The sequence below is a fragment of the Kitasatospora sp. NPDC101155 genome (genome assembly GCF_044768305.1).
Classification (GTDB): Bacteria; Actinomycetota; Actinomycetes; order Streptomycetales; family Streptomycetaceae; genus Kitasatospora.
Map to the genome: position 1 here is coordinate 221328 of NZ_JBIWPN010000009.1, position 25701 is coordinate 247028.

Here is a 25701-nt window from a genome sequence, read left to right on the forward strand (position 1 = left end):
ACGGAGGTATGTGTGTCCTGCTTGATCGTCCAGAGCGACAAAACTCTTCTCCTGGAGATCGACCACCCCAAGGCCGCCGACTGCCGCCGCGCCATCGCGCCGTTCGCCGAGTTGGAGCGGGCGCCCGAGCACGTGCACACCTACCGGGTGACCCCGCTCGGGCTGTGGAACGCGCGCGCGGCCGGGCACGACGCCGAACAGGTGGTGGACGCCCTGGTGACGTACTCGCGCTACCCGGTGCCGCACGCGTTGCTCGTGGACGTGGCCGACACCATGGGCCGCTACGGCCGGCTCCAGCTGGTCAAGCACCCGACGCACGGGCTGGTGCTCACCACCACCGACCGGCCGGTGCTGGAGGAGGTGCTGCGCTCCAAGAAGATCGTGCCGCTGGTCGGCGCCCGGGTCGACCCGGACACCGTGGTGGTGCACCCCTCCGAGCGCGGGCAGATCAAGCAGGTGCTGCTCAAACTCGGCTGGCCCGCCGAGGACTTCGCCGGGTACGTGGACGGCGAGGCGCACCCGATCGACCTGGACGAGGACGGCTGGCAGCTGCGCCCGTACCAGACGCAGGCCGTCGAGGGCTTCTGGCACGGCGGCTCGGGCGTGGTGGTGCTGCCCTGCGGCGCCGGCAAGACGCTGGTCGGCGCCGCCGCGATGGCGCACGCCAAGTCGACGACGCTGATCCTGGTCACCAACACCGTCTCGGCCCGCCAGTGGAAGCACGAACTGGTCAAGCGCACCTCGCTCACCGAGGACGAGATCGGCGAGTACAGCGGGACGAGGAAGGAGATCCGCCCGGTCACCATCGCCACCTACCAGGTGATGACGACCAAGCGGAAGGGCGTCTACGCGCACCTGGAGCTGTTCGACGCCCGCAACTGGGGCCTGGTGGTCTACGACGAGGTGCACCTGCTGCCCGCGCCGGTGTTCAAGTTCACCGCCGACCTGCAGGCCCGCCGCCGGCTCGGCCTGACCGCCACACTGGTGCGCGAGGACGGCCGCGAGGGCGACGTGTTCAGCCTGATCGGCCCGAAGCGCTTCGACGCCCCGTGGAAGGAGATCGAGGCGCAGGGCTACATCGCGCCCGCCGACTGCTGCGAGGTGCGGGTCACCCTGACCGACTCCGAGCGGCTCGCCTACGCCACCGCCGAGCCGGAGGAGCGCTACCGCTTCTGCGCCACCACGGCGACCAAGCGGCGGGTGGTGGAGGCGCTGGTCAAGAAGCACGAGAAGGACCAGACGCTGATCATCGGCCAGTACATCGACCAGCTGGACGAGCTCGGGGAGGTCCTGGACGCCCCCGTGATCAAGGGCGAGACCAGCAACGCCCAGCGAGAGAAGCTCTTCGACGCGTTCCGCAACAAGGAGATCGGCGTCCTGGTGGTGTCCAAGGTCGCGAACTTCTCGATCGACCTGCCCGAGGCCACCGTGGCCATCCAGGTCTCCGGGACCTTCGGCTCCCGCCAGGAGGAGGCCCAGCGCCTCGGCCGCGTCCTGCGCCCCAAGGCGGACGGGCATGCGGCGCACTTCTACTCGGTGGTCGCCCGGGACACCGTGGACCAGGACTTCGCCGCCCACCGGCAGCGCTTCCTCGCCGAGCAGGGGTACGCGTACCGCATCATCGACGCGGACGACGTGCTGTAACCGTAGGAACGTTCAGTAGCGGACACCGTCGCGCCCGAGGAAGATCACCCGCGCGGCGGTGTCCAGGGCGATGCCGACGTTGCGGACGACGGCGCTCAGCGGGTTGCGGTGGCGGCCCTGGACGGCGGTCGCGCCGGCCGGACCCGAACGGGAGGTGCTGTTCTGGGTGCTCATGTCTTCAACGGTAGGCACCCGACCGGCCCCCTGCATCACTCCAAAGGCCGTATCCACCAGGACGGCGGTCGTCCTCCCGGTGTACGGCACCCCCTGAGACCTGCGGGGCTGGAACCCTGAGACGGACGGGTCTAAGATCGTCCGCCTGCCCCCTCCCGAACCGTGGTACCTGGCGGTGTCCCGCAGGCAGCCGGGGGAGGTGCCGACCGCACGGCAACCGGTCGGCTGTACTCACCGTGAGCTCCATCGATCCGCTGCGCCCGCGACCGGGGCAGCCGGGAAGGTTCGCTGTGCCCGCCACCCCCACCACCGACCCCCTCCAGCGCGAACGCGACCACCTCGCCGCGTCCCGGGCCGCGCTGCGAGCGATGCGCGAGGACGTCCAGTCGCTCGACCTGCGCAACGTGACCGGCACCTGGGTGTCCGCCGTCATCCTCCAGAACCAGATCGAGGCCAGGATCGCCGCCCTGGCCGACCTCGCCGACACCCCACTGTTCTTCGGCCGCCTCGACTACCTCCACGCGATCAGCGAGGAGCTGAGCGAGGGAGGCACAAGAGGTGCCGCGCGAAGCGCGTCGAGCAAGGGTGGTGGTGGGCGACGGGTGGGAGAGAACTTCTACATCGGCCGCCGCCACGTCCACGACGCCGACGGCGACCCGATGGTGATCGACTGGCGCGCGCCGGTCTCCCAGCCGTTCTACCGGGCCAGCCGCACCGAGCCGATGGACGTCGAACGCCGCCGCCGCTTCGGCTACACCGGCGGCGAGCTCACCGCCTACGAGGACGAGCACCTCACCGACCCGGCCACAGAGACATTTACCGGCTCCGCCGGGGGCTCCACCACCTCCGCGCTGCTCGCCGCCGAGATCGAGAAGCCCCGCGTCGGCCCGATGCGCGACATCGTCGCCACCATCCAGCCCGAGCAGGACGAGATCGTCCGCTCCGACGTCACGGGCACCATCTGCGTCCAGGGGGCGCCCGGCACCGGGAAGACCGCCGTCGGCCTGCACCGTGTCGCCTACCTGCTGTACGCGCACCGCGAACGGCTGGCCCGGACCGGCACCCTGGTGATCGGCCCGAACACCGCCTTCCTCTCCTACATCGAGCAGGTGCTCCCGGCCCTCGGCGAGCTGGACGTCGCCCAGGCCACCGTGCAGCAGCTGGTCGCGCACGTCGAGGTGAAGGGCGAGGACGACCCGGAGGCGGCCCGGCTGAAGGGCGACGCCCGGATGGCGGAGGTGCTGCGCCGGGCGGTGCGGGCGGGCATCACACTGCCCACCGAGCCCTGCGTGGTGGTCCGCGGCTCCCGCCGCTGGCGCGTCCCGGCGTACGAACTGGTCGAGATCATCGAGGAGTTGAAGGCCCGCGAGGTCCGTTACGGCGCTGCCCGGGACGCCCTGCCGCAGCGTATCGCGCACGCCGTGCTGCTGAAGATGGAGCAGGGCGGCGAGGCCCCGGACGACCGGGTGCAGGACGCGGTGGCCCGCAACAGCGCGGTCAAGGCCGTGGTCAAGGAGTGCTGGCCGGCCGTCGACCCGGCCAAGCTGGTGCTGCGGCTGCTCTCCGAGCCGGAGTTCCTGGCCGAGTGCGCCGAGGGCGTGCTGACCCCCGAGGAGCAGCAGGCGGTGCTGTGGCCCAAGCCCGGTCGCTCGGTGAAGACCGCCCGCTGGACGCAGGCCGACGCCGTCCTGGTGGACGAGGCGACGGACCTGGTGCAGCGCACGCCCTCGCTCGGGCACGTGGTGCTGGACGAGGCCCAGGACCTCTCCCCCATGCAGTACCGCGCAGTCGGCCGCCGCTGCACCACCGGTTCGGCGACCGTCCTCGGCGACCTCGCCCAGGGCACCACCCCGTGGGCGACGGCGAGTTGGCCGGACGCCCTGCACCACCTGGGCAAGCCGGAGGCGCACGTCGAGGAGCTGACCAAGGGCTTCCGGGTGCCGGAGGAGGTCATCGCGTACGCCTCCCGGCTGCTCCCGGCGATCGCCCCGGGCCTGGCCCCGGCGACCTCGGTCCGCGACACGCCCGGTTCCCTGACGATCCGCCGGATCACCGAGTGGGAGGAGGCGGTCCTGGAAGCCTGCCGGGAGGCACTGGAGCACGAGGGTTCGACCGGCCTGATCGCCGCCGACGCCCGGATCCCGCTGCTCGCCGAGGCGTTGACCGCGGCCGGGCTGCCGCACCTCACCCCCGGCACCGAGACCAGCGCCGACTCCCGGCTGACCCTGGTCCCGGCCTCGCTGGCCAAGGGCCTGGAGTACGACTACGTGGTGCTGGACGAGCCGGCCGCGGTGATCGCGGGCGAGCCGGACGAGCGGACCGGCCTGCGCCGCCTGTACGTGGCGCTCACCCGCGCGGTCTCCGGGCTGACGGTCCTGCACACCGAGCCGCTGCCGGAGCAACTGCGCTGACGACGCGGAAGGGGGCCGGGTCGCGAACGCCCCGGCCCCCTTCCCGCACGACGGGCACGGCTCGCCCGGCTGTCGGCGCTTCCACGCTCAGCCGTCGATCAGCGCCCGCCACTCGGCGACCTTGGCCGCGTCCACCGGCGTCAGCCAGCCGTCGGCCCGCACCGCGCCGCCGACGTGGAAGGCGTCGAAGCCCTCCGCCCGCAGCTCCTTGAGGTGATCGGCCCGCAGGCCGCCGCCGATCAGGATCCGCTGGCCGTACCCGGGCTCGCCCGCGCGGGCCAGCTCGGCCGCCAGCACCTCGCGCCCGGCGTCGACCCCGGCGGCCGTGCCGGAGGTGAGGAAGGTGTCCAGCCCGGGCAGGGCGCCGACGGCGGCGCGCAGGGCGGCCCGGTCGGCGCTGTGGTCGATCGCCCGGTGGAAGGTCCAGCGGCAGCCGGCGATCGCCTCGGCGACGGCCGTGGTGGCGGCCAGGTCGACGGCGCCGTCGGCGTCGAGGAAGCCGAGCACGAACTCCTCGGCCCCCTCGGCCCGCAGGGCGGCGGCCCGGGCGCACAGCTCGTCCAGGTCACCGGGGGCGAAGCCGTCCCGGATCCGCAGCATGACGCGCAGCGGGATGCCGACGGCGGCCCGGATCCGGGCGAAGTCCGCCACGGACGGGGTGAGTCCGTCGGCGGCCATGTCGGTGACCAGTTCGAGCCGGTCGGCGCCGCCCGACTCGGCGGCCTGGGCGTCCTGGGGCGTCAGCGCGATGACTTCGAAAATTGGTCTAGACATATTCGACAGCCTGCCACATCCGACCACCCCCGGCGAGACCGCACCCCCTTTCCGGGCGCGGGCCTCAGGCCAGCTGCCGCCCACCCGGCCCGGTCGGGCCCCTACGGCGGCCCACCAGCACCAGCGCGACCATCACCGCGACCGTCACCGCGGCCATCGGCAGCAGCCGCCACGTCCCACCGACCTGCTGCCAGATCGCGTGGAGGTTGACGCTCAGCGTCCACGGCAGCGCGGCGAGCCCCGGAACGGCCACCACGTGCCACCCGCGCAGCGCGGTCAGCGCCATCAGCAGCGGAACGCAGACCATCGCGGCCCGCCACGGCAGGTCCAGGTGGTACCAGCTACGGGAGAAGGAGGTCGAGAGCACCAGGAAGGGGCTCGACAGCGCCGCCGCCGCCACCATGCCCCGCTCCCGCCAGGTCGGCGACGGCAGCGCGTCGCGCGGCGCGGCCAGCAGCACCAGGGCCCAGAGCAGGAACGGCCCGTCCCACTGGAAGTCGTAGAGGAGTCCCCAGAGTCCACCGCCGATCGACGCCCTCAGCTGCAGCAGCAGGTCCGCCACCACCGCGAGGGCCGTCGCCCCGGCGAGCAGCCGGGCCGCCGTCCACCGACCGAGCAGCACCGCGCCGGCCGAGAGCACCGCCGGCGCGTTCAACACCCAGAAGGCCAGGAAACTCAGCAGCCACCCCGCGGAATGCGGAACCTGGTACGCGCTGTCGTCCGCGTACATCTCCACCGCCGCGATCCCCGCCGCCGCACCGGCCGCGAGCGGCGCGGTAAGCGCCGCCAGCCGCCCGCCCGGCGAGGTCGAGGTCAGCCCGGTCCGCATCCGCAGCCCGTACGCGCCCAGGTCGAAGAGCTCCCGGACCTTGGCGAACCTGCCCGCCTCCGCCGTGGTGTCGGCGAAGACGACGGCCAGCTCGTCGCCGCGCTCGCGGCGGTAGCGGCCCGGGTAGAGCGCCAGCGCCGTACGAACGCCGGCCGGACGAACACCAACAGTCGAATCACTCATGCAAAGGCCCCCCTGACCTTCGGACGGACAACGGCGACGGAGAGCCGGCGCTCCGCCTCGGTGGCCACGGCCCGCAGCCGCTCGGCCTCGGTGGCCAGCGCGCCCCGACCGGCGTCGGTCAGCGCGTAGGTGCGCCGGGCACGGCCGTCCACGACCTCCTCGGCGGCGACCTCGATCAGGCCCTGGCCCAGCAGCCGGTCGAGCGCGCCGTAGAGCGTGCCGGTACGCATCTTGACCCGGCCGTCCGAGATCGCGGCGATTTCCTGGATGAGCGCGTAGCCGTGCCTCGGGGCGTCGGCCAGCGCGGTGAGCAGAAGCAGCGTCGGCTCCTGCATGGAGCGTTCTGTCATGCGTCTATATATATCGTTGACCGGCATATACCGTCCACCCGAACCAGCCGACAGAATGGGCCGCATGCCCACCGCGACCGAGGATCTGCTCCCCGCCTGGACCGCCCTGCTGCACCACTGCGGCGCCACCGACGACCCCGAACCGTACGGACGGGAGCTGCTGCGCCGCTGGTCGGAGCCACAGCGCCGCTACCACACCCCCGAGCACCTGCGCGCGGTCCTACGGCACGTCGACGAGCTCGCCGGGCACGCCGCCGACCCGGACGCCGTCCGGCTCGCCGCCTGGTTCCACGACGCCGTCTACCGGCCCGACCGCACCGAGAACGAGGAGCGCAGCGCCGCCCTGGCCGTCCGCGCGCTGACCGCCGCCGGCCTGCCCGCCGGGCGGGTCGCCGAGGTCGAACGGCTCGTCCTGCTCACCGTCACCCACGACCCCGCCCCGGGCGACCGCGACGGCGAGGTGCTCTGCGACGCGGACCTCGCCGTCCTCGGCGGCTCCCCCGAGGCGTACGCGGCGTACGCGGCCGCCGTCCGGGCGGAGTACGACTTCGTCCCGGAGCCGGACTTCCGCGCGGGCCGGGCCGCCGTGCTGCGCCAACTCCTCGCGCTCCCGGCGCTCTACCGCACCCCCGCCGCCCGCGAGCGCTTCACCGCGGCCGCCCGCACCAACCTGACGGCCGAGCTCAAGCAGCTGGAGAACTAGACCAGCTCCCCCACCGGCGCCACCACCGAGCCGTGCTTGCCGCACACCCAGTGCGGCTCCGGCCCCAACTCCGGCTCCACGCTCAGCGCGTGCGGGTCCCCGTCGGCCGCGCAGTCGGTGCACAGCGGCCACCGCCCGTACGCCTCCAGCAGCGCGTCCTGGACGTCCTGGGCGACCAGCCCGAGCACGTACTCGGTGCCGTCCGACCACTGCTCCAGCCACCAGCGGCGGTGCGTGACGGCCTGCTCCACCAGCGAGACGACGGCGGCGTCCGCCACGTCCCGCGCGGTGAGGTCGGCCAGGATCAGTGCCCGCGCGTTGTGCAGGGCGGTCTCGATGTCAGCCATCCGTCCATTCTCCGTCGATACGCGAAAACGCCGCGTGGGCGACCCCCCGAAGGGAGCCGCCCACGCGGACGAGGAATCAACCGATCCGATCGAAGCGATCAGGATCAGAAGTCCATGTCACCGCCCGGCATGCCGCCGCCGGCGGCCGCGGCGGCCTTCTCCGGCTTGTCGGCGATGACGGCCTCGGTGGTGAGGAACAGCGCCGCGATGGAGGCGGCGTTCTGCAGCGCGGAGCGGGTGACCTTGGCCGGGTCGATGATGCCCGCGGCGACCAGGTCGACGTACTCGTTGGTGGCGGCGTTCAGGCCGTGACCGGCGGGGAGGTTGCGCACCTTCTCCACCACGACGCCACCCTCCAGGCCGGCGTTGGTCGCGATCTGCTTGATCGGGGCCTCCAGCGCGACCTTGACGATGTTGGCACCGGTGGCCTCGTCGCCGTCCAGCTCCAGCTTGTCGAAGGCGACACCGGCCTGCAGCAGGGCGACGCCACCACCGGCGACGATGCCCTCCTCGACGGCGGCCTTGGCGTTGCGGACGGCGTCCTCGATGCGGTGCTTGCGCTCCTTGAGCTCCACCTCGGTGGCCGCGCCGGCCTTGATGACGGCCACGCCGCCGGCCAGCTTGGCGAGGCGCTCCTGGAGCTTCTCGCGGTCGTAGTCCGAGTCGCTGTTCTCGATCTCGGCGCGGATCTGGTTCACGCGACCGGCGACCTGCTCGCTGTCGCCGCCACCGTCGACGATGGTGGTCTCGTCCTTGGTGATGACCACCTTGCGGGCGGTGCCCAGCAGGTCGATGCCGGCGTTCTCCAGCTTGAGGCCGACCTCCTCGGAGATCACGGTGCCACCGGTGAGGATGGCGATGTCGCCGAGCATGGCCTTGCGGCGGTCGCCGAAGCCCGGGGCCTTGACGGCGACGGACTTGAAGGTGCCGCGGATCTTGTTCACGACCAGGGTCGACAGGGCCTCGCCCTCGACGTCCTCGGCGATGATGACGAGCGGCTTGCCGCTCTGCATGACCTTCTCCAGCAGCGGGAGCAGGTCCTTGACCGAGCCGATCTTGGAGTTGGCGATGAGGATGTACGGGTCCTCGAAGGTCGCCTCCATGCGCTCCAGGTCGGTGGCGAAGTAGGCGGAGATGTAGCCCTTGTCGAAGCGCATGCCCTCGGTGAGCTCGAGCTCCAGACCGAAGGTGTTGCTCTCCTCGACGGTGATGACGCCTTCCTTGCCGACCTTGTCCATGGCCTCGGCGATGAGCTCGCCGATCTGGGTGTCAGCGGCGGAGATGGAGGCGGTGGAGGCGATCTGCTCCTTGGTCTCCACGTCCTTGGCCTGGGCCAGCAGCTGGTCCGAGACGGCGGCGACGGCCTTCTCGATGCCGCGCTTCAGGGCCATCGGGTTGGCGCCGGCGGCGACGTTGCGCAGACCCTCGCGAACCAGGGCCTGGGCCAGCACGGTGGCGGTGGTGGTGCCGTCACCCGCGACGTCGTCCGTCTTCTTGGCGACCTCCTTGACGAGCTCCGCACCGATCTTCTCGTACGGGTCCTCGAGCTCGATCTCCTTGGCGATGGAGACACCGTCGTTGGTGATCGTGGGGGCGCCCCACTTCTTCTCCAGCACGACGTTGCGACCCTTGGGGCCGAGCGTGACCTTCACTGCGTCGGCGAGCTGGTTCATGCCACGCTCAAGGCCGCGGCGAGCTTCCTCATCAAAGGCGATGATCTTGGCCATCAGAAGTGGTCCTCCGGGACACGGTCGACTGCTCGGACCAAGGGGTGCCCGCGACGGACGGCCCTGGTGCGCGGAGGTCCATTCCCCTACCGCTCCCGGGGGCCTCACCGACCCGGTCCGCTGTCACTCTCACACTGTGAGTGCTAACGCCAATGATTAGCACTCCGGGTGGTCGAGTGCAAGCCCAATCGGCCACCCGCGAGCCGCCGTCGAGCCCCGTCCGCGAGCGCGGACCGGGGCGCGGACGGAAAGGCGAACGGGCCCGCACGACGCGTGTCGTGCGGGCCCGTCGAGAAGCAGGAGGTCCACCAGCGGTGGGCCGCGCCGAGCTCCTGGAGTCGGAAGGGGTCAGACCGCCGCGCGAACCATGTCCGCCTGCGGGCCCTTCTGTCCCTGAGAGATCTCGAACTCGACCCGCTGGCCCTCCTCGAGGGTGCGGTAGCCGTCCATCTGGATCGCGCTGTAGTGGACGAAGACGTCCGCACCACCGTCGACCGCGATGAAGCCGTAGCCCTTCTCCGCGTTGAACCACTTGACGGTGCCCTGAGCCATTCCGAACTCCCCTAGTGCTGTGCTGGCCCTTCACGCGCCCGCAGGTCGCGGGCCCGGGTCTGGTTGAAGGCCGGCCCGGGGAACCCCCCCTGAGCGCAGCCGTGCACGCCGCAATCCTCCGCACAGAAAGCCGAACGGCTTCCGATGGGCGGTCGATTACGCCGACCGCCGCTGAATGTATCCGGACCGACGCCCTCTGCAACAGGGCCAGCCGCCAGGAATTCCATAGCCCCGTCAAGAGACAAGGGCGAACAAACCAGGGTGAAATCGGCATTTCATGCCGGACATAGCGGACGAATTACCCAAACCCTCGCAGGAATTCTGACATCCGCCTGACATGTTTCACGGCCGGGACGCGAGCCGGTCTCAGTGACCGGACGACCTCCGGCCAAGCAGCGCGCAAGCCGGAAGGGAAGCCCCGTTCCCAGCAGAGCCACACTCTACTCCGACTTGACCCGGAAATATTCCCGCCGAAATGCCAGCGGCCGCCCGCACATACGGAGAGTCGAATTCCGTACGTACGGGCGGCCGGGAAGCGGGATGCGACGGCTCAGCAGCCGCCGGCCACCGCCGGGATGATCGAGACGTTCGCGCCGTCCTTGATCTCGGTCGCCAGGCCCTCGGCGAACCGCACGTCGTCGTCGTTCACGTACACGTTGACGAAGCGGCGCAGCTTCCCGGTGTCGTCCAGGATCCGGGCGGAAATGCCCGCGTGGTTCTGCTCCAGGTCGGCGATGACCTCGGCCAGGCTGGCCCCCTCGGCGGTCACCTCGGCCGCGCCGCCGGTGTAGGTGCGCAGGATGGTGGGGATGCGGACTTTGGCGCTCATGGCTCTCCTAGCGGGGGTGGGGGTGGTTCAGGTGGACGCGAGACCGGCGGAGCGGAAGGACTCCAGCGTCGGGCGGATGACGGCGGTCATCCCGGCGTCGGAGACGGCGTCCAGCGTCTTCAGGCCGTCGCCGGTGTTGATCGCGACGGTCTCCTTGGCCGGGTCCAGCTGACCGGTCTCGACCAGCTTCTTCAGCACGCCGACGGTCACCCCGCCCGCGGTCTCCGCGAAGATCCCCTCGGTCCGGGCCAGCAGCCGGATCGCCGCCACGACCTCTTCGTCCGTGACGTCCTCGACCGCCCCGCCGGTCCGACGGGCGATGTCCAGCACGTACGGGCCGTCCGCCGGGTTGCCGATCGCCAGCGACTTGGCGATGGTGTCCGGCTTGACCGGCTTGATCACGTCCCGGCCCGCCTTGAACGCGGCCGACACCGGCGAGCAGCCCTCGGCCTGGGCGCCGAAGATCCGGTACGGCCGGTCCTCCACCAGGCCGAGCTTGATCAGCTCCTGCAGCCCCTTGTCGATCTTCGTCAGCTGCGAGCCCGAGGCGATCGGGATGACGATCTGCTCCGGCAGCCGCCAGCCGAGTTGCTCGCAGATCTCGTACGCCAGCGTCTTGGAGCCCTCGCCGTAGTACGGACGCAGGTTGACGTTCACGAAACCCCAGCCCTCGCCGGCCGGGTCCCCGATCAGCTCCGAGCAGAAGCGGTTCACGTCGTCGTAGTTGCCCTCGATGCCCACCAGCTCGCCGCCGTACACCCCGGCCATCACGACCTTGCCCTGCTCCAGGTCGTGCGGGATGAAGACGCAGGACCGGAACCCGGCCCGGGCCGCCGCCGCGCCCACCGCGCCGGCCAGGTTGCCGGTCGAGGAGCAGGACAGCGTGGTGTACCCGAACGCCCGCGCCGCCTCGATGGCGCAGGCCACCACCCGGTCCTTGAAGGAGTGCGTCGGGTTCCCGGAGTCGTCCTTCACGTGCAGCGGAGCGGTGAACCCGAGCTCCCGGCCCAGGTTGTCCGCCTTCACCAGCGGGGTCCACCCCGGGTTCAGGTTCGGCTTGGACGCCACGTCGGCCGGCACCGGCAGCAGCGGCGCGTAACGCCAGATGGACGCCGGACCGGCCTCGATCCGCTTGCGCAGCTCCTCGGCGCGCTCGCTCCCGAACTCGTACGCGATCTCCAGCGGCCCGAAGCACTCCAGGCAGGCGAAGCTGGGGCCGAGCGGGAAGCGGGTGCCGCACTCCCGACAGGACAGGGCGGCGGCGGGGCCGAGGTCAACCGATCGGGGTCCCCCCGGCCGAAGGCTGGGGGAGGGTGCGGCAGTGTCGACAGCCATGATGGCGGAGGCCTCTCTCCTCATCTTCCCCGTGGCGCGGTCGCGCCACAGGCCGGAATTGGCACCTGTCCCGCCGGGGCCTGTGAACAGCCGAGCGAGAAGGTTGCCGGGACGTCAACGGGCCGTTCCCTCAGTCCCTCTGGATGAGCTTGTGAAGTTGTGGTTCAGCGGCGACCCCGGCGTGCGAAGGTCCGACCGCTGTACGAAGACTGTATCCGAAGGCGTCCACCCTGAAAGGGACCGTCCGCCACGCGAGATGGCCCGTTCCACCCGACCTCGCCGAGGAGATTCACCGTGCCCGCCGAACCGACCCCCGCACTCCTCCCGCAGGCGGCGTCCTGGCTGCACCGCCGCTCGTGGAGCGCGGCCGACCGGCCGGTTCACACCCTGCTGGAGGCCAAGCGGCGCACCCGGCAGACCGTCAGCGTCGTCCTCCCCGCACTCGACGAGGAGGCCACCGTCGGCGACATCGTCCGCACCGTCCGGCGCGAACTGATGGACCGGCTTCCTCTGGTCGACGAACTGGTCGTACTCGACTCCGGCTCCACCGACGCCACCGCCACCGTCGCCGCCGAGGCCGGCGCCCGGGTGGAACAACGGGACGCCGTCCTGCCCCGGCTGCCCGCCGTCCCCGGCAAGGGCGAGGTGCTCTGGCGCTCGCTGCTGGTCACCCACGGCGACATCGTCTGCTTCGTCGACGCCGACCTGCGCGAGTTCGACCCCGCCTTCGTCTCCGGCATCCTCGGCCCCCTGCTCACCGAACCCGACATCCAGCTGGTCAAGGCCATGTACGACCGCCCCCTCGAAACGGAGTCCGGCGCGATCGTCCCCGCCGGCGGCGGCCGGGTCACCGAACTCGTCGCCCGCCCCCTGCTCAACCTCCACTGGCCGGAACTCGCCGGTTTCGTCCAGCCCCTCGGCGGCGAGTACGCGGCCCGCCGCTCACTGCTCGAACGACTGCCCTTCCCCACCGGCTACGGCGTCGAACTCGGCCTCCTGGTCGACGCGTTGGAGCTGGTCGGCCTGGACGCCCTGGCCCAGGTCGACGTCGGCGTCCGACACCACCGTCACCAGGACGGCCAGGCCCTCGGCCGGATGGCCGCCACCATCTACCGCACCGCCCTGGAACGCCTCGACCGCACCCACCGCCTCAAGGCCTCCGCCGACCTGGTCCACCCCCACCTCACCCAGTTCAGCCGCGACCCGGAAACCCGCGCCTTCACCGCCCACAGCCACCCGGTGACCGCCCTGGAACGCCCCCCGATGCACACCGTGCCCGAATACGCGACCCGCCATTGAAACGTTTGCCGACCCGAGCCCCCGGCAAGATGCCAACCATGGGCGATCTCACGACCGAACGTTCGAGCGCGACCGGCACCGCCCCCGTCCTGGTGGCCTCCAATCGGGGACCGGTGTCGTTCAGCGCCGCCGACGACGGCACGCTGACCCTGCGCCGCGGCGGCGGAGGCCTCGTCTCCGGCCTCTCCGCGATCGACGACCCGAACGCCGTCTGGGTGTGCGCCGCCCTCGGCGACGCCGACCGCCGAGCCGCGGCAGAAGCCCCCGACGGCCGCCTCGACCTGGCCGGCCACGACGTCGGCGGCCAGGCCGTACGGATGCTGGACATCGACCCGGAGACCTTCGCCCACGCCTACAACGGCGTCGCCAACTCCACCCTCTGGTTCGTCCACCACCTGCTCTACGCGACCCCCACCGCACCCTCCTTCGACGCGGGCTTCCGCACCGAATGGGCCGCCTACCAGGCCTACAACACGGCCTTCGCCGAGGCCCTGGCCGCCGAAGCCGCCCCGAACGCCGCGGTCCTCGTCCAGGACTACCACCTCTCCCTGACCCCGGCCCTGCTCCGCGCGGCCCGTCCCGACCTGCGGATCGGCCACTTCTCCCACACTCCCTGGGCCCCGCCCGAGTACTACCGGATGCTCCCCGACGACGTCGCCCGCGCCGTCCTCACCGGCATCCTCGGCGCCGACCGGGCCGGTTTCCTCACCGAACGCTGGGCCCGCGCCTTCGCCGCCTGCTGCGAGGACCAACTCGGCGCCACCGTCGACCACGAGGCGATGACCGTCACCCACATCGGCCGCACCACCCACCTCGGCGTCCACGCCCTGGGCGCCGACGCCGACTTCCTCCGCGAACGCGCCCACCGCCCCGACGTGGACGAACGCCTCGCCGCCCTCCGCACCTCCGTCGGCGACCGCCACACCATCGTCCGGGTCGACCGCACCGAGCTGAGCAAGAACATCGTCCGCGGCCTCCAGGCCTACCGGCATCTGCTCCGCTCCCACCCCGAGTGGCACGACCGGGTGGTGCACATCGCCTTCGCCTACCCCTCCCGCACCGACCTGGCCGAATACCGCGACTACACGGCGTCGGTGCGGCACCTCGCCGACGCCATCAACACCGAATTCGCCACCCCCACCTGGCAACCCCTGATCCTGCACGTCAACGACGACTTCCCGCGTTCCCTCGCCGCCTACCGCCTGGCCGACGTCGCCCTCGTCAATCCCATCCGGGACGGCATGAACCTGGTCGCCAAGGAAGTACCGGTCGTCTCCGACAGCGGCTGCGCCCTCGTCCTCTCCCGCGAGGCCGGCGCCCACACCGAACTCAAGGACGACGCCCTCACCGTCAACCCCTACGACGTCATCGCCACCGCCGAGGCCCTGCACGCCGGCCTCACCATGAGCCCGGAGGAGCGCGCCGACCGCACCAAGCGCCTCGCCGCCGCGGCCACCGCGCTCCCCCCGCAGCAGTGGTTCCTCGACCAGCTCAACGCCCTCTGACCGCCTCCCCCAAAGCACCCAACAGCTCCACCACACCCTCGGGCCCGTCGACCACCACATCCGCCCGGTCGGCGAGTTCGCGCACCGGCGCGTCCCCCACCGCGCCGGCGCACACCAGCAGCCCCGCCACCCCCTGCCCGCGCAGCTCCTCCACCGCCGCGAAGGCCGCCACGTCCCCCAGGTCGTCCCCCGCGAAGAGCACCGACCGCGCCCCCCGTTCCCGCAGGAACCCGGTCAGCGCCGCCCCCTTGTCCACCCCCGGCGGCCGCAGCTCCAACACCAGCCGCCCGGGCTCCACCACCAGCCCGTACTCGGCGGCCAACTCCCCCACCGGCGCCCGCAACAACTCCAACGTCTCCTCCGGCGCCCCCGTCCGCCGGGTGTGCACCGCCACCGAGCGCCCCTTGTCCTCCACCCACGTCCCCTCGGGCGCCCCCACCCGCTCCAACAACTCCGGCAACGCCGCCCGCACCCCCGCAACCCCCGGATGCACCTCGGGCGCCGTCACCACACCGCCCTCCCACCGCTCGGCCCCGTAGTGCCCCAGCACCACCAGCCCCGGCACCCCGTCGAACCCCCCGTACTCGGCCGCCAACCCGGCCGGCCGCCCCGTCACCACCACCACGGCCCCCACCGCGGCCCCCAACCCCCGCAACACCCCCACCACCCCCGGATGCGCCCGAGCCAGCGCCGGATCCGCCACGATCGGCGCCAAGGTGCCATCGAAGTCCAGGGCGATCACCGCGTCCCCCGGCGCCGCCAGAATCGCCCGCAACCCGTCCCGCCCGGCATCAGTGACCGGCACAACCATCTCTTCAAGGCCCATACATCAGCCCATACCCCCACCCCCAACACCCGTACCCCGGAGCGCCCCTCCCACAGCCCCCACTCGCCCCCTCAACGAGCCCCCCGCCGCGCCTCCCGAACCCGCCGCAGCCGATTCACCAGCACCGGCGCAGCCGCCAACGCCTCCTCCCGGTCCAACAGCCCGTTCAGCAGCTGGTAGTACCGCGTGGAGGAGAGCCCCAACTCCTCCCGGATCGCCCGCTCCTTGGCCCCCGCCGTCCGCCACTGCCGCCCCTCCAGCGCCAGCACCGCCCGGTCCCGCTCACTCAGCTCGCCCACCGAGGACACCTCCGCCCATCACTACGGAGTGTCATTCTCCCGCCGAACCCCGACACACTCTGCGGGACGACCACGCCCCCGCCGCACGGCTACCGTCGACCCATGATCAGCTTCGCCGTGCACATCCCCACCACCGAGCTCGTCCCCGAGCCTCTCGACCCGTCCCAGATCGTCTCCGGCACCCCCGAGGTCACCGGGAAGGTCCTGTCCGAGTCCCCCGACGGCCGCCAGCTGCGCGGCATCTGGCAGATCACCCCGGGCGTGGTCACCGACGTCGAGGCCGACGAGATGTTCGTGGTGCTCAGCGGCCGGGCCACCATCGAGATCGAGGGCGGCCCGACCCTGCGGGTCGGCCCCGGCGACTGCGCCGTCCTGCGCGAGGGCGACCGCACCACCTGGACCGTCCACGAGACCCTCCGCAAGGCCTACGCGATCACGCTCCCCAGCTGAGACCGGGAAGCCCCGGGTCCTACTGCTTGCGGACCCGGGCCGCCTCCTTCACCGCCGAGTCCTGCAGCCCGCCGAGCACCTGCTTCGGGTCCCCCGTGACCGCCTGCCCGATCCCGGCCTTGATCCGGTTGCTGACCTCACCCCAGGCCGGGTCCCCGAAGGGGTAGAAGCTCGCGTTGGTCAGCCCGACCGCGAACTGCTTGAGGTCCTCGTGCTTGGGATCGGACGACATCTGGCTGAACGCGTCCTGGGTCACCGGCAGCAGGTTGTACTGCTCGTCGAACTTCAGCTGGTAGTCGCGCGAGTAGACGAAGGACAGGAACTTCTTGATCTCGTTCTTGTGCCCGTTGGCCTTGAACGCCATCATCCAGTCCGCGACCCCGAGGCTCCCGGTCTTCCCCGCCCCGTCCTTCTTCGGAATCGGCGCCGTCCCGAAGTCGATCTTCCCGGCGGACGCCATCCGCAGCAGCGTCGGATGCCCGTTCAGCATCGCGACCTTGCCCGACGCGAAGTCCTGGAACACCGGCGTGCGGTTCATCTTGCCCGGGTCGGCGTAGGTCAGCCCGGTGTTCACCAGGTTGCTCTTCAGCCAGCTGAACGTGGCCTGGTTCTGGTCGCTGTCGATGGTGTAGTTGCCGACGTCGTCCGAGATGCTCCCGCCGCCGCTCAGCGTCCACAGCATCGACTCGGCCGGCGCCTCCTCCGGCCCCAGCGGAAGCCCGTACGGGGTCACCCCCGGCACCTTGGCCTTGATCTTCTCGGCCGCGGCCCGCAGCTCGTTCCAGGTGGTCGGCGGCTGCGTGACGCCGGCCTGCTTGAAGATCGCCTTGTTGTAGAAGAGCACCCGCGACGACGACACGAACGGGATCCCGTACTGGGTGCCCAGCACCTGCCCGGCGTGGGCGAAGTTGTCCATGAACTTCGCCTGGGTGTCCATCGAGAGCACGTCCGCCGCCGGGTACAGCCGGTCCGCCGCGACCTGGTCGGCGAACCCGCCGGTCTGCAGCAGGTCGGGCGACTTCCCGGCCGCGATCATGTCGTCGACCTTCTTGCCGATGTCGGTCCAGCTGTCGACCTCGACCTGGACCTTGATGCCCGGGTTGGCGGCCTCGAAGGCCTTGGAGACGTCGTCCCAGTAGTGCTTGGAGCTGGTCTCGACGTTCTCCCCGTAGTCCGCGGCGACCAGCTTGAGCGTGACCGGCCCGTCGCCCTGCCCGCTGCACGCGCTGACCGCGGTGAGCACCAGTGCTCCGGCCATCGCACTACCGAGCACACGGGTGGAAACGTGGGCGCGCCTGTTCAACGCGGGTACCGCCTTCAGGGGATGAACTGCGGCCGGATGAGGGAATCCGGCAGGGGGGACGCGCAAGACTGCCAAACCCGCTGTCCACTGGTCCACACCACTCGGCCCCACCCGCCGAGTAGTTACCGAAGTGCCCGGCTTCATTGCACGATGCGCAACAGCCGGCGGACACACCGCCCGCGCCGACAGCCGACACCGACAGCCGGGACCCGACGGCCGCCGGCCGGGACCCGGCGGACGCCCCCGCACCCGAGACAAAGCTCACCCAGCATGGACCAGACCAATCCAAGAACTGGACTAGACCTCTTCGACCCGACCAAGGGAAACTGTCCTCCGTGAAGCACGTCATCGCACTCGATGTAGGCGGCACCGGCATGAAGGCCGCGCTGCTCGCCCAGGACGGCTCCGTGCTGTTCGAGGCACGCCGACCGACCGGGCGGGAGCACGGCCCCGACGCCGTCGTCGCCGCCATCCTCGACTTCGCCGCCGATCTGGCGGACGAGGGCCGCAGTCGCTTCGGCGTCGCCCCGCTCGCGGCCGGCGTGGCCGTCCCCGGCACGATCGACGAGAAGAACGGGATCGCGGTCTTCTCCGCGAACCTCGGCTGGCGCGACCTCCCGCTGCGCACGCTGCTCGGCGAGCGCCTGGCCGCCCCCGGCGGCGCCGCGATGCCGGTGGCCCTCGGCCACGACGTGCGCTCGGGCGGCCTGGCCGAGGGCCGGCTCGGCGCCGGCCGGGGCGTGGACCGCTTCCTGTTCATCGCCCTGGGCACCGGCATCGCCGGCGCCATCGGCATCGGCGGCCGGATCGAGGCCGGCGCCCACGGCTACGGCGGCGAGATCGGCCACGTCGTGGTCCGCCCGGGCGGACCGCAGTGCGGCTGCGGCGCCCGCGGCTGTCTGGAGACGCTGGCCTCCGCCTCCGCCGTCTCCCGCGCCTGGGCCGGGGCCAGCGGCGACCCCGACGCCGACGCGGCATCCTGCGCCGCCGCGGTGGACGCCGGGGACGACCGCGCGCTCGCCGTCTGGCAGCGGGCCGTCGACGCCCTGGCCGACGGCATCGTGCTCGCCCAGAGCCTGCTCGACCCGTCGACGGTGATCGTCGGCGGCGGGCTGGCCGAGGCCGGCGGCACGCTCTTCACTCCCCTGCGCGCGGCGGTCACCGAGCGCCTGACCTTCCAGATGCCCCCGGAGGTCGTACCCGCCATGCTCAAAGACACCGCCGCGTCCCTGGGCGCGGGCCTGCTCGCCTGGGATCTGCTCTCGATGGAGGTGACCGCGTGACCACCGCGGACCGTGACCGTACTTCCCTGGCGAATGCCCGACTCGTCCTGCCCGGCGGCGGCGTCGAGGGCGACCGGATCGCCGTCCAGGGCGAGCGCATCGCCGGCTTCGGCGGTGCGACCGAGCCCGGCGACCTGGACCTGACCGGCCACACCGTCGTCCCCGGCTTCGTCGACCTGCACGTCCACGGCGGCGGCGGCGCCTCCTACGCCTCCGGCATCGCCGAGGAGGCCCTGCTCGCCGCCCGCACCCACCTCGACCACGGCACCACCACCACCGTCGCCTCCACCGTCACCGGCGAGATCGACGACCTCGCCCGCCAGGCCCACGTCCTCTCCGAACTCGTCGAGGACGGCGTCCTGGCCGGCATCCACTTCGAGGGCCCCTTCATCTCCCACAACCGCTGCGGCGCCCACCGCCCCGACCTGCTGCGCGACCCCGACCCGGCCCTCGTCCGCAAACTCGTCGACGCCGCCCGCGGGCACGCCAAGATGGTCACCCTCGCCCCCGAACTCCCCGGCGGCCTCGACTCGGTGCGCATGCTCGCCGACCTCGGCGTCATCGCCGCCGTCGGCCACACCGACTCCGACTACGCCACCACCCTGGAGGCGATCGACGCCGGCGCCACCGTCGCCACCCACCTCTTCAACGCCATGCCCGGCATCGCCCACCGCGCCCCCGGCCCCATCGTCGCCCTGCTGGAGGACGAGCGGGTCACCGTCGAGCTGATCAACGACGGCGTGCACCTGCACCCCTCCGTCCTCGACCTCGCCTACGGCACCGCCGGCCCGAGCCGGGTCGCCCTGATCACCGACGCCATGGGCGCCGCCGGCATGGGCGACGGCCTCTACCCCCTCGGCCCCCTCCAGGTCCAGGTCACCGACGGCGTCGCCCGGCTGGTCGAGGGCGGTGCGATCGCCGGCTCCACCCTCACCCTGGACGTGGCGTTCAAGCGCTCGGTCACCGTCAACGGCCTGACCATCGACCAGACCGTCGAGTCGCTCTCCGCCACCCCTGCCCGGCTGCTCGGCCTCGCCGACTCCATCGGCTCCCTGGAGACCGGCAAGCTCGCCGACCTGGTCGTGCTCGACTCCGACAGCTACGACCTGGTCGCCGTGATGCGCCGCGGCCGCTGGGTCCGCGGCGGAGAGACCTTCTCCACCGTCAAGTCCGCCTGAGCAACGGCAACGGCCGCCCTCCCCCGGCAGGGGACGGGCGGCCGCGTCGTGTCCGAGGCGGTCTCAGCTGCTCGGCTCGATCACGATCTGGTCGATCAGCACCGCCGCGCCGGACGGCGGCATGAAGGTGACGCTGTTCTGGCCCGCCTGGAACTGCGGGAGGATGAACGTCGTGAACCACGAGGCCGACGGGTCCTTGCCGGCGTTGTAGTTCTTGTACGTGACGCCGCTCGGCCAGTCCTTCCCGTTGACCGACGCCGCGCCCTTCACGTCCCCGCCGGGGTTGTTGTAGTGAATGCTCAGCTTGTACGTCCCGGCCGTGGCGATCTGGCCGTTCCAGGTCACCGAGCCGCCCTGCTGGAGCGTCAGGTAGCTGCCGTCGGCGGACTTGGCGCCCTTGACGCTGTTGCCGGACGGCGCGTTCTGGCCCTGCAGCTGGCCGGCGTCCACGGTCGACGGCCCGTTGGTGGCGCCGGCGCTCGCCGAAGGGGAGGCCGTCCCGCTGGTGGCGCTGCTCGCCGGGGTGCTGGGGGCCGGCGGGGCGGTGGTCGTGGTGCCGCCGCCCTTGGCGTTCTTGTCGCGGTCCGGGTCGCCGGTGGAGAGCGCGATCCCGGCCCCGATCGCTATCGCCGCGACCACGGCGACCGCGCCGATCACCGCGCCCCTGCTCCGGCCGCTGCTCTGCCGCTCCTCCCCCGGCTGCGGCCGGGAGTGCTCGGCGTAGCGGGTCTGCTGGGTGGGCACGCCGTACTCGGCCTGCTGCTGCATGCCGGGCTGGCCGTACGGGGCCTGCTGCTGCGGCACCGGCTGCTGGCCGTACGGGCCGGGCTGGCCGTACGGGGCCTGCTGCTGCGCACGCGGCGGCCCCCCTTGCGGGTAAGGCTGTCCGTACTGCGCACGCCCGACCTCCATCGGCCGGTTGTACGACGTCCGGGGCACGCCCTGCTGCGGCTCGGCCGGCTGCCCGGTGGAGCCGTCGGCCGGGCGGTAGAGGTAGCCGAACGGGTCGTCGTCCTGCGGGGCACCGCCCCCCTGGCCCTCGGGCACTCCGTTGTCGCCGGCGGTCGTCACGGTGGTCTGTTCCCCCATCCGGTGCGCGCCGCCGGGCTGCGGGCGGCGCAGATCATGGACGCTGTCGTACGGGGAACCCTACCTGCCGCAGCGGACAGCGGGAAAAGAGCCCTTGACAACTCGCGGGTAACCTGCGCGGCGCCGGATGCTCGGCACCCGACCGACCTCGGCAAACAGCCGATCGAAGCGCGGAGAGCCCCGTCAGCCCGCCCGTCGGTGCGAGCGCTCCCCGCGCGCCCCCCGCACCGCACCACCACGGGCCCGCTTCTCGTCGTACATCCGCTCGTCCGCGGTGTGCAGCACCTCCTCGATGCTCATCCCGCAGCCGGCCCAGCCGACCCCCAGGCTCACCCCCACCCGCATCGCCCGCCCGTCGATGCGCATCGGCGGGATGATCGCGTTGCGCAGCCGGTGGGCGAGGTCCTTGGCCTCCTCGCGGCCGATCCCGTCGGCCAGCACCACGAACTCGTCGCCGCCGAGGCGGGCCACCGTGTCGCCGTCCCGGACCGCCCCGCTCAGTCGCCGGGCCACCTCGACCAGCACCGCGTCGCCCGCGTTGTGCCCGAACCGGTCGTTGATCGACTTGAAGCCGTCCAGGTCGCAGAAGAGCACTGCGAGCCCCTTGTCCGCCGGGGCCGGCGGGCCGGAGCGGAACGGCGCGGACCACGCGTCGCCGGTCGGCCCGTACTCGGCCGGGACCACGGCGTGCACGTGCTCCCCGTAGCCGGGGGCGAGGCCGGGCAGCAGGCCGCCGTCCTCGGCCGGCCCGTATCCGTGCACCGGCCCGGCGTACGGATCCGCCCCCTCCAGGCCGTCGTACGCCGCGTGCGCGCTGTACGAGTCGGCCGGGTAGCCGTACGGCGACGGGTAGGCGTCCCCGCCGGACGTGGCGGCGGCGCCGACCGGCTGCGGCTCGGAGCAGAGCCGGCGGCCCAGCCGGGCCTTGAGCTCCGCGCCGTTGGGCAGGCCGGTGAGCGCGTCGTGGCTGGCCCGGTGGGCGAGCTGGAATTCGTGGCGCTTGCGGTCCTCGATGTCCTCGACGTGGGTGAGCAGGAAGCTCGGGCCCTCGGCCGCGTCCGCCACGATCGAGTTGCGCAGGCAGACCCACTGGTAGCCGCCGTCCCGCCGGGACAGCCGCAGTTCCGCCCGGCCGCTCTCGGCGCTGGTGCGTTCCAGCAGCGCCCGGTCCTCGGGGTGGACCAGATCCGCGAAGCTCTGCTGGCGCAGCACCGCCCGGGGGCGGCCGAGCAGTCGACAGAGCGCGTCGTTGACCCTGGTCAGCTGGCCGCGCCCGGCGCCGTGCAGTTCGGTGATGGCCATCCCGCTCGGCGCGTACTCGAAGGCCTGGCGGAAGCTCTCCTCGCTGGCCCGCAGGGCCTGCTGCTCCTTCTCCAGCCGGGCCAGCGCGCGCTGCATCTCGGCCCGCAGCCGGGCGTTGCCGATCGCGATGGAGGCCTGCAGCGAGAACATCTCCAGCGCCTCGCGGGTCCAGGCCCCGGGCCGCTTGCCGCTGCGCGGGCGGTCCACCGAGAGGACGCCGAGCAGGTCGCCGCCGGCGCTGTACATCGGGGCGAGCAGCCCGTCGGCGGGGTGCCAGTCGTTGGCGTAGACGGGCAGCGGGCCGTCCCCGATCCAGCGCGGGATGTCGCTGGCGACGGCCCAGCCGCGGTCATACGGCAGGAAGCGCAGGGTGCCCCAGTGGTCGCTGACGCCGAGCAGCCGGTCCCAGGACTCCCGCGAGCCGACCTGCCCGAGCAGCACCGAGGGCCCGCCCATCGGGCTCTCCTCCAGCTCCCAGACCGCCGCCACCACGAGGTCGCCGTCCGGCCGGACCAGGCTGACCGCGGCGGAGTCGAAGCCGAGTCCGTGCACCGCGCCCTCGACGACGGCCTGCAGCGTGCCCGCCAGGCTGCGGGCAGCGTTGAGGTCCGCCACGACCCGGTGCAAGGTGCGGAGGGTCGCGAGACGGACGTACGGCTCCGACTCGGCTTCCATGCGGGGGCTCCCCGGCTGCTTCGGATAGTTCTTGATTGGTTATCGTCCGATTGCCAGAAGAACTGAATCACAGGGAGCACAGCGTTCGGCACGCTCGGTCAGCAATAGGCCATCACTTGTGACTTAAATCACACGACACTAATGCGTCCTTAATCAGTTCATCCGCCCCATAGCGGGACATAAAGCGCTATCGGAACATTTCTCGTGGTCGGCCGCATCGGCCGCACGCTGAAGCCCCCTGCACCCGCCGATCCCCCGGCTTCACTCCTGGGGGTGAGTCCGCTCCGGGCCCGGCCCGACCGCACCGCTGGTCCTACGACCACGGCCCGATGCCGTTCCCCGCGGCCGCCAGCTACCGTGCGGTACGTGTACCCGTCCCCGCAGCCCGAAGCTGCCTCCCACGCCACGCCCGACGAGTTCCGGGCAGCACTCTCCCAGCTCGCCGCCGGCGTGAGCCTGGTGACCGTCCACGACCCGGAGGACGGGGAGGACATCGGCATGACCGCCACGTCCTTCCTCTCGGTGTCGCTGGAGCCGCCGCTGGTGCTGATCTCGGTCCGCGAGGACTCCCGGATGGACGAGGTGCTCTCCCGGGTCGACACCTGGGCGGTCTCGGTGCTGGCGGAGGGGCAGAAGACGCTCGGCTCCCGCTTCGCCATGAAGGGCCGGCTCAGCGACCGGCTGCTGTTCGCGGACACCCCGCACCGGCGCGGCCCGCGGACCGGCGCCCCACTGGTCGAGGGCGCGCTGGCCGCCGTCGAGTGCCGCACCGAACAGCGGATACCCGCGGGAGACCACACCCTGCTGGTCGGCCGCGTCCTGGAGGCCACGGTCCCCACCCCCGGCGGCCACCCGCTGCTCTACTTCCGCGGCGGCTACCGCGCCCTCGGCTAGAGCCCCCGGAACCCGGCTAGTCCTGGCGCGGCGCCCGCCGACCCTGCTTCAGCTCGGAGCGCTGCCGCTTGTTGGACAGCCGCCGCTCGACCATCCCGCGACTCGGCCTGGTCGCCCTCCGGGCCTTCGGCGGCGGCGCGCACGCCTCGGTCAGCAGCGCCGCCAGGCGGGCCGCGGCCGCCTCCCGGTTGCGCCACTGCGAGCGGTACTCGGAGGCCTGGACCACCAGCACCCGGCCGTCCACCAGCCGGTGCGCCAGCCGCTCCACGGCACGCTCGCGCCACACCTCGGGCAGCGCCCTGGAGGCCGCCAGGTCGAAGCGCAGCTCGACCTTGGAGTCGGAGGTGTTGACGTGCTGGCCACCGGGGCCGGAAGAACGCGAGAAGCGCCAGACGAGCTCGGCGTCGGGGACGACCACCGACCCCCGTACGCGGATGGGCTCGGGCATGCGCCCATCATCCCGCGTCGGGTGCGCCGGGTCACCCGGTTATCCGCCCGCGCCCCGAACCCCGACAATGGCGTACGTGATCGAGCTCGGCTACTCCCTCTCCAACCGCTTCCCCGACCCCCCGCAGACCGACTACCGCACCGCCCCCGTGCGCTCGCTGCGGTACGACCTGTTCTGCGGCGACGTCTACCTGGACGCCGAGGGCGCCGAACTCTCCACCCGCTGGGGCTGGGTGCCGGTGCTGGACTTCGCCTGGGCGCTGTGCGACATCGTCGAGCAGCTCGACCGCGACCCGGACGGCTCCCGGGCCGCCCGGGTGCAGACCGCCGACCTCGACTTCACCCAGAACACCGAGCTGCTGCGCTTCGCCCGCCGCTTCAACTGGGTGGAGATCACCGCCACCTGGCTGCGGGACGAACCGCCCGCCGTGGTGCGCCACAGCGACCTGCGGCGCGAGGCCCGGGACTTCCTCCAGGACACCCTCGCCGACCTCTTCGACATGCACCCCGACCTGGCCGACAATCCGAACATCTGGTCGCTCCAGGGCCGCTTCCCCCGGGTCTGAGCCCCGGCGCCCGAGCCCGTCGCCCGGCCGTCGCATTGCCCACCCTTTGCTCTTGCTTGACACCCCGCGAAGAATTCACGGACGCCGTGGAACCATGCCACCGGAGTATCTCGTTCTCCCGGGAAAAGCGAACGAAGGGACTGCAATCGCCATGCCAGTGAGCCTCTCCAAGGGTGGCAACGTCTCGCTGACAAAGGAGGCCCCCGGCCTGTCCGCGGTCAGCGTCGGCCTGGGCTGGGACGTCCGCACCACGACCGGCGCCGAATTCGACCTCGACGCCAGCGCGATCGTCCTGAACGCGGACGGCAAGGTGCTGTCCAACGCCCACTTCGTCTTCTTCAACAACACCAGCACGCCGGACGCCACCGTCGTGCACACCGGTGACAACCGCACCGGCGAGGGCATGGGCGACGACGAGTCGATCAACGTCAACCTGGCCGGCCTGCCGGCCGAGGCCGTCAAGATCACCTTCCCGGTCACCATCTACGACGGCGTCGCCCGCGGCCAGAACTTCGGCCAGGTGCGCAACGCCTACATCCGCGTGGTGAACGCCGGCGGCGGCGCCGAGATCGCCCGCTACGACCTCTCCGAGGACGCCGCCACCGAGACCGCGATGATCTTCGGCGAGCTCTACCGCAACAACGGCGAGTGGAAGTTCCGCGCCGTCGGCCAGGGCTACGCCTCCGGCCTGGCCGGCATCGCCCAGGACTTCGGCGTCCAGATCTGA

26 protein-coding genes and 1 riboswitch are annotated in these 25701 nt (G+C 72.0%); of the genes, 11 read left to right on the forward strand and 15 right to left on the reverse strand.

Features of this window, described 5'->3' with window-relative positions:
- Positions 1-12: 12 nt before the first annotated feature.
- Positions 13-1644 (forward strand): DNA repair helicase XPB, encoded by a 1632-nt coding sequence (locus tag ACIRYZ_RS16520; protein ID WP_402944491.1) that lies wholly within the window; start codon positions 13-15, stop codon positions 1642-1644.
- Positions 1645-1656: 12 nt separating this feature from the next.
- Here ACIRYZ_RS16520 and ACIRYZ_RS16525 read toward each other — a convergent pair whose 3' ends face one another.
- Positions 1657-1818, reverse strand: coding sequence for a hypothetical protein (locus tag ACIRYZ_RS16525; RefSeq protein ID WP_380613236.1), 162 nt, complete (start codon positions 1816-1818; stop codon positions 1657-1659).
- 290 nt (positions 1819-2108) lie between these two features.
- Here ACIRYZ_RS16525 and ACIRYZ_RS16530 point away from each other — a divergent pair, with 290 nt between their 5' ends.
- Positions 2109-4229 (forward strand): HelD family protein, encoded by a 2121-nt coding sequence (locus tag ACIRYZ_RS16530; protein WP_402944493.1) that lies wholly within the window; start codon positions 2109-2111, stop codon positions 4227-4229.
- 87 nt (positions 4230-4316) lie between these two features.
- Here ACIRYZ_RS16530 and ACIRYZ_RS16535 read toward each other — a convergent pair whose 3' ends face one another.
- The 3 genes from ACIRYZ_RS16535 to ACIRYZ_RS16545 all read right to left on the reverse strand — a co-directional run bounded on the left by ACIRYZ_RS16535 (position 4317) and on the right by ACIRYZ_RS16545 (position 6365).
- Positions 4317-5003 (reverse strand): copper homeostasis protein CutC, encoded by a 687-nt coding sequence (locus ACIRYZ_RS16535; RefSeq protein WP_402944496.1) that lies wholly within the window; start codon positions 5001-5003, stop codon positions 4317-4319.
- 64 nt (positions 5004-5067) lie between these two features.
- Entirely contained in the window at positions 5068-6015 is a 948-nt protein-coding gene (locus tag ACIRYZ_RS16540) for a hypothetical protein (RefSeq protein WP_402944498.1), read from the reverse strand.
- A complete protein-coding gene (locus ACIRYZ_RS16545; protein WP_402944499.1) occupies positions 6012-6365 on the reverse strand; it encodes a PadR family transcriptional regulator in 354 nt (117 codons plus the stop codon). The genes ACIRYZ_RS16540 and ACIRYZ_RS16545 overlap by 4 nt, the downstream gene beginning before the upstream one ends.
- Before the next feature lie 64 nt (positions 6366-6429).
- Here ACIRYZ_RS16545 and ACIRYZ_RS16550 point away from each other — a divergent pair, with 64 nt between their 5' ends.
- Positions 6430-7068 (forward strand): hypothetical protein, encoded by a 639-nt coding sequence (locus ACIRYZ_RS16550; protein ID WP_402944502.1) that lies wholly within the window; start codon positions 6430-6432, stop codon positions 7066-7068.
- Here the strand turns inward: ACIRYZ_RS16550 and ACIRYZ_RS16555 are convergent.
- The 5 genes from ACIRYZ_RS16555 to thrC all read right to left on the reverse strand — a co-directional run bounded on the left by ACIRYZ_RS16555 (position 7065) and on the right by thrC (position 11858).
- Positions 7065-7415 carry a hypothetical protein gene (locus tag ACIRYZ_RS16555; protein ID WP_402944504.1) on the reverse strand — a complete coding sequence of 117 codons (351 nt, stop codon included), beginning with the start codon at positions 7413-7415 and terminating at the stop codon, positions 7065-7067. The genes ACIRYZ_RS16550 and ACIRYZ_RS16555 overlap by 4 nt on opposite strands.
- Positions 7416-7519: 104 nt before the next feature.
- Entirely contained in the window at positions 7520-9142 is a 1623-nt protein-coding gene (gene groL, locus ACIRYZ_RS16560) for a chaperonin GroEL (protein WP_045692318.1), read from the reverse strand.
- 348 nt (positions 9143-9490) lie between these two features.
- The gene (locus ACIRYZ_RS16565) at positions 9491-9694 is read right to left on the reverse strand and encodes a cold-shock protein (RefSeq protein WP_030289665.1); all 204 of its coding nucleotides are present in this window, start codon (positions 9692-9694) and stop codon (positions 9491-9493) included.
- 550 nt (positions 9695-10244) lie between these two features.
- Positions 10245-10523: a MoaD/ThiS family protein gene (locus ACIRYZ_RS16570; protein WP_387617690.1), complete on the reverse strand. Its 279-nt coding sequence runs from the start codon at positions 10521-10523 to the stop codon at positions 10245-10247.
- Positions 10524-10550: 27 nt separating this feature from the next.
- Entirely contained in the window at positions 10551-11858 is a 1308-nt protein-coding gene (thrC, locus tag ACIRYZ_RS16575; protein WP_402944508.1) for a threonine synthase, read from the reverse strand.
- Between the two features lie 17 nt (positions 11859-11875).
- Positions 11876-12008: riboswitch (SAM riboswitch) on the reverse strand.
- Positions 12009-12152: 144 nt separating this feature from the next.
- Here thrC and ACIRYZ_RS16580 point away from each other — a divergent pair.
- The gene (locus ACIRYZ_RS16580) at positions 12153-13157 is read left to right on the forward strand and encodes a glucosyl-3-phosphoglycerate synthase (RefSeq protein WP_402944511.1); all 1005 of its coding nucleotides are present in this window, start codon (positions 12153-12155) and stop codon (positions 13155-13157) included.
- 38 nt (positions 13158-13195) lie between these two features.
- Positions 13196-14662: a trehalose-6-phosphate synthase gene (locus ACIRYZ_RS16585; protein WP_402944513.1), complete on the forward strand. Its 1467-nt coding sequence runs from the start codon at positions 13196-13198 to the stop codon at positions 14660-14662.
- Here the strand turns inward: ACIRYZ_RS16585 and otsB are convergent.
- Both otsB and ACIRYZ_RS16595 read right to left on the reverse strand, forming a co-directional pair.
- Positions 14649-15473 (reverse strand): trehalose-phosphatase, encoded by an 825-nt coding sequence (gene otsB, locus ACIRYZ_RS16590; protein ID WP_402944645.1) that lies wholly within the window; start codon positions 15471-15473, stop codon positions 14649-14651. The two genes, ACIRYZ_RS16585 and otsB, sit on opposite strands and share 14 nt — an antisense overlap.
- An 86-nt stretch (positions 15474-15559) precedes the next feature.
- Positions 15560-15787: a DUF3263 domain-containing protein gene (locus ACIRYZ_RS16595; protein WP_387617682.1), complete on the reverse strand. Its 228-nt coding sequence runs from the start codon at positions 15785-15787 to the stop codon at positions 15560-15562.
- Between the two features lie 102 nt (positions 15788-15889).
- Between ACIRYZ_RS16595 and ACIRYZ_RS16600 the strand changes: the two genes are divergently transcribed.
- Complete coding sequence (locus ACIRYZ_RS16600; protein WP_393031818.1) at positions 15890-16237, forward strand: cupin domain-containing protein; 348 nt, start codon at positions 15890-15892, stop codon at positions 16235-16237.
- Between the two features lie 19 nt (positions 16238-16256).
- Here ACIRYZ_RS16600 and ACIRYZ_RS16605 read toward each other — a convergent pair whose 3' ends face one another.
- Entirely contained in the window at positions 16257-17495 is a 1239-nt protein-coding gene (locus ACIRYZ_RS16605; RefSeq protein ID WP_402944516.1) for an extracellular solute-binding protein, read from the reverse strand.
- Positions 17496-17875: 380 nt separating this feature from the next.
- Here ACIRYZ_RS16605 and ACIRYZ_RS16610 point away from each other — a divergent pair, with 380 nt between their 5' ends.
- Together ACIRYZ_RS16610 and nagA are read left to right on the forward strand one after the other, a co-directional pair.
- The gene (locus ACIRYZ_RS16610; protein ID WP_402944518.1) at positions 17876-18823 is read left to right on the forward strand and encodes an ROK family protein; all 948 of its coding nucleotides are present in this window, start codon (positions 17876-17878) and stop codon (positions 18821-18823) included.
- On the forward strand, positions 18820-20001 hold the full coding sequence (nagA, locus tag ACIRYZ_RS16615) for an N-acetylglucosamine-6-phosphate deacetylase (protein ID WP_402944521.1): 1182 nt from the start codon (positions 18820-18822) through the stop codon (positions 19999-20001). The genes ACIRYZ_RS16610 and nagA overlap by 4 nt, the downstream gene beginning before the upstream one ends.
- Positions 20002-20064: 63 nt before the next feature.
- On the opposite strand, the gene ACIRYZ_RS16620 is transcribed toward nagA, so the two are convergent.
- Positions 20065-21072, reverse strand: a complete 1008-nt coding sequence (locus tag ACIRYZ_RS16620) for a carbohydrate-binding protein (RefSeq protein WP_402944524.1) — start codon at positions 21070-21072, stop codon at positions 20065-20067.
- 201 nt (positions 21073-21273) lie between these two features.
- Positions 21274-23067, reverse strand: coding sequence for a diguanylate cyclase domain-containing protein (locus ACIRYZ_RS16625; RefSeq protein WP_402944527.1), 1794 nt, complete (start codon positions 23065-23067; stop codon positions 21274-21276).
- Between the two features lie 357 nt (positions 23068-23424).
- Here ACIRYZ_RS16625 and ACIRYZ_RS16630 point away from each other — a divergent pair, with 357 nt between their 5' ends.
- A complete protein-coding gene (locus ACIRYZ_RS16630) occupies positions 23425-23961 on the forward strand; it encodes a flavin reductase family protein (protein WP_402944529.1) in 537 nt (178 codons plus the stop codon).
- Between the two features lie 16 nt (positions 23962-23977).
- Here the strand turns inward: ACIRYZ_RS16630 and arfB are convergent, their stop codons facing one another.
- Entirely contained in the window at positions 23978-24409 is a 432-nt protein-coding gene (gene arfB, locus ACIRYZ_RS16635) for an alternative ribosome rescue aminoacyl-tRNA hydrolase ArfB (protein WP_393031798.1), read from the reverse strand.
- A 67-nt stretch (positions 24410-24476) separates the two neighbouring features.
- Here arfB and ACIRYZ_RS16640 point away from each other — a divergent pair, with 67 nt between their 5' ends.
- Complete coding sequence (locus tag ACIRYZ_RS16640) at positions 24477-24974, forward strand: hypothetical protein (RefSeq protein ID WP_380613215.1); 498 nt, start codon at positions 24477-24479, stop codon at positions 24972-24974.
- Between the two features lie 151 nt (positions 24975-25125).
- Entirely contained in the window at positions 25126-25701 is a 576-nt protein-coding gene (locus tag ACIRYZ_RS16645; RefSeq protein ID WP_387632125.1) for a TerD family protein, read from the forward strand.

Coding starts and splice junctions, on each gene's coding strand:
- ACIRYZ_RS16545 (WP_402944499.1), bottom strand. CDS start 6,365: ATGACAGAACGCTCCATGCAGGAGCCGACGCTGCTTCTGCTCACCGCG.
- groL (WP_045692318.1), bottom strand. CDS start 9,142: ATGGCCAAGATCATCGCCTTTGATGAGGAAGCTCGCCGCGGCCTTGAG.
- thrC (WP_402944508.1), bottom strand. CDS start 11,858: ATGGCTGTCGACACTGCCGCACCCTCCCCCAGCCTTCGGCCGGGGGGA.
- ACIRYZ_RS16585 (WP_402944513.1), top strand. CDS start 13,196: ATGGGCGATCTCACGACCGAACGTTCGAGCGCGACCGGCACCGCCCCC.
- ACIRYZ_RS16555 (WP_402944504.1), bottom strand. CDS start 7,415: ATGGCTGACATCGAGACCGCCCTGCACAACGCGCGGGCACTGATCCTG.
- ACIRYZ_RS16525 (WP_380613236.1), bottom strand. CDS start 1,818: ATGAGCACCCAGAACAGCACCTCCCGTTCGGGTCCGGCCGGCGCGACC.
- ACIRYZ_RS16625 (WP_402944527.1), bottom strand. CDS start 23,067: ATGGAAGCCGAGTCGGAGCCGTACGTCCGTCTCGCGACCCTCCGCACC.
- arfB (WP_393031798.1), bottom strand. CDS start 24,409: ATGCCCGAGCCCATCCGCGTACGGGGGTCGGTGGTCGTCCCCGACGCC.
- ACIRYZ_RS16540 (WP_402944498.1), bottom strand. CDS start 6,015: ATGAGTGATTCGACTGTTGGTGTTCGTCCGGCCGGCGTTCGTACGGCG.
- ACIRYZ_RS16570 (WP_387617690.1), bottom strand. CDS start 10,523: ATGAGCGCCAAAGTCCGCATCCCCACCATCCTGCGCACCTACACCGGC.
- otsB (WP_402944645.1), bottom strand. CDS start 15,473: ATGGTTGTGCCGGTCACTGATGCCGGGCGGGACGGGTTGCGGGCGATT.
- ACIRYZ_RS16645 (WP_387632125.1), top strand. CDS start 25,126: ATGCCAGTGAGCCTCTCCAAGGGTGGCAACGTCTCGCTGACAAAGGAG.
- ACIRYZ_RS16550 (WP_402944502.1), top strand. CDS start 6,430: ATGCCCACCGCGACCGAGGATCTGCTCCCCGCCTGGACCGCCCTGCTG.
- ACIRYZ_RS16640 (WP_380613215.1), top strand. CDS start 24,477: ATGGCGTACGTGATCGAGCTCGGCTACTCCCTCTCCAACCGCTTCCCC.
- ACIRYZ_RS16565 (WP_030289665.1), bottom strand. CDS start 9,694: ATGGCTCAGGGCACCGTCAAGTGGTTCAACGCGGAGAAGGGCTACGGC.
- ACIRYZ_RS16535 (WP_402944496.1), bottom strand. CDS start 5,003: ATGTCTAGACCAATTTTCGAAGTCATCGCGCTGACGCCCCAGGACGCC.
- ACIRYZ_RS16600 (WP_393031818.1), top strand. CDS start 15,890: ATGATCAGCTTCGCCGTGCACATCCCCACCACCGAGCTCGTCCCCGAG.
- ACIRYZ_RS16605 (WP_402944516.1), bottom strand. CDS start 17,495: ATGGCCGGAGCACTGGTGCTCACCGCGGTCAGCGCGTGCAGCGGGCAG.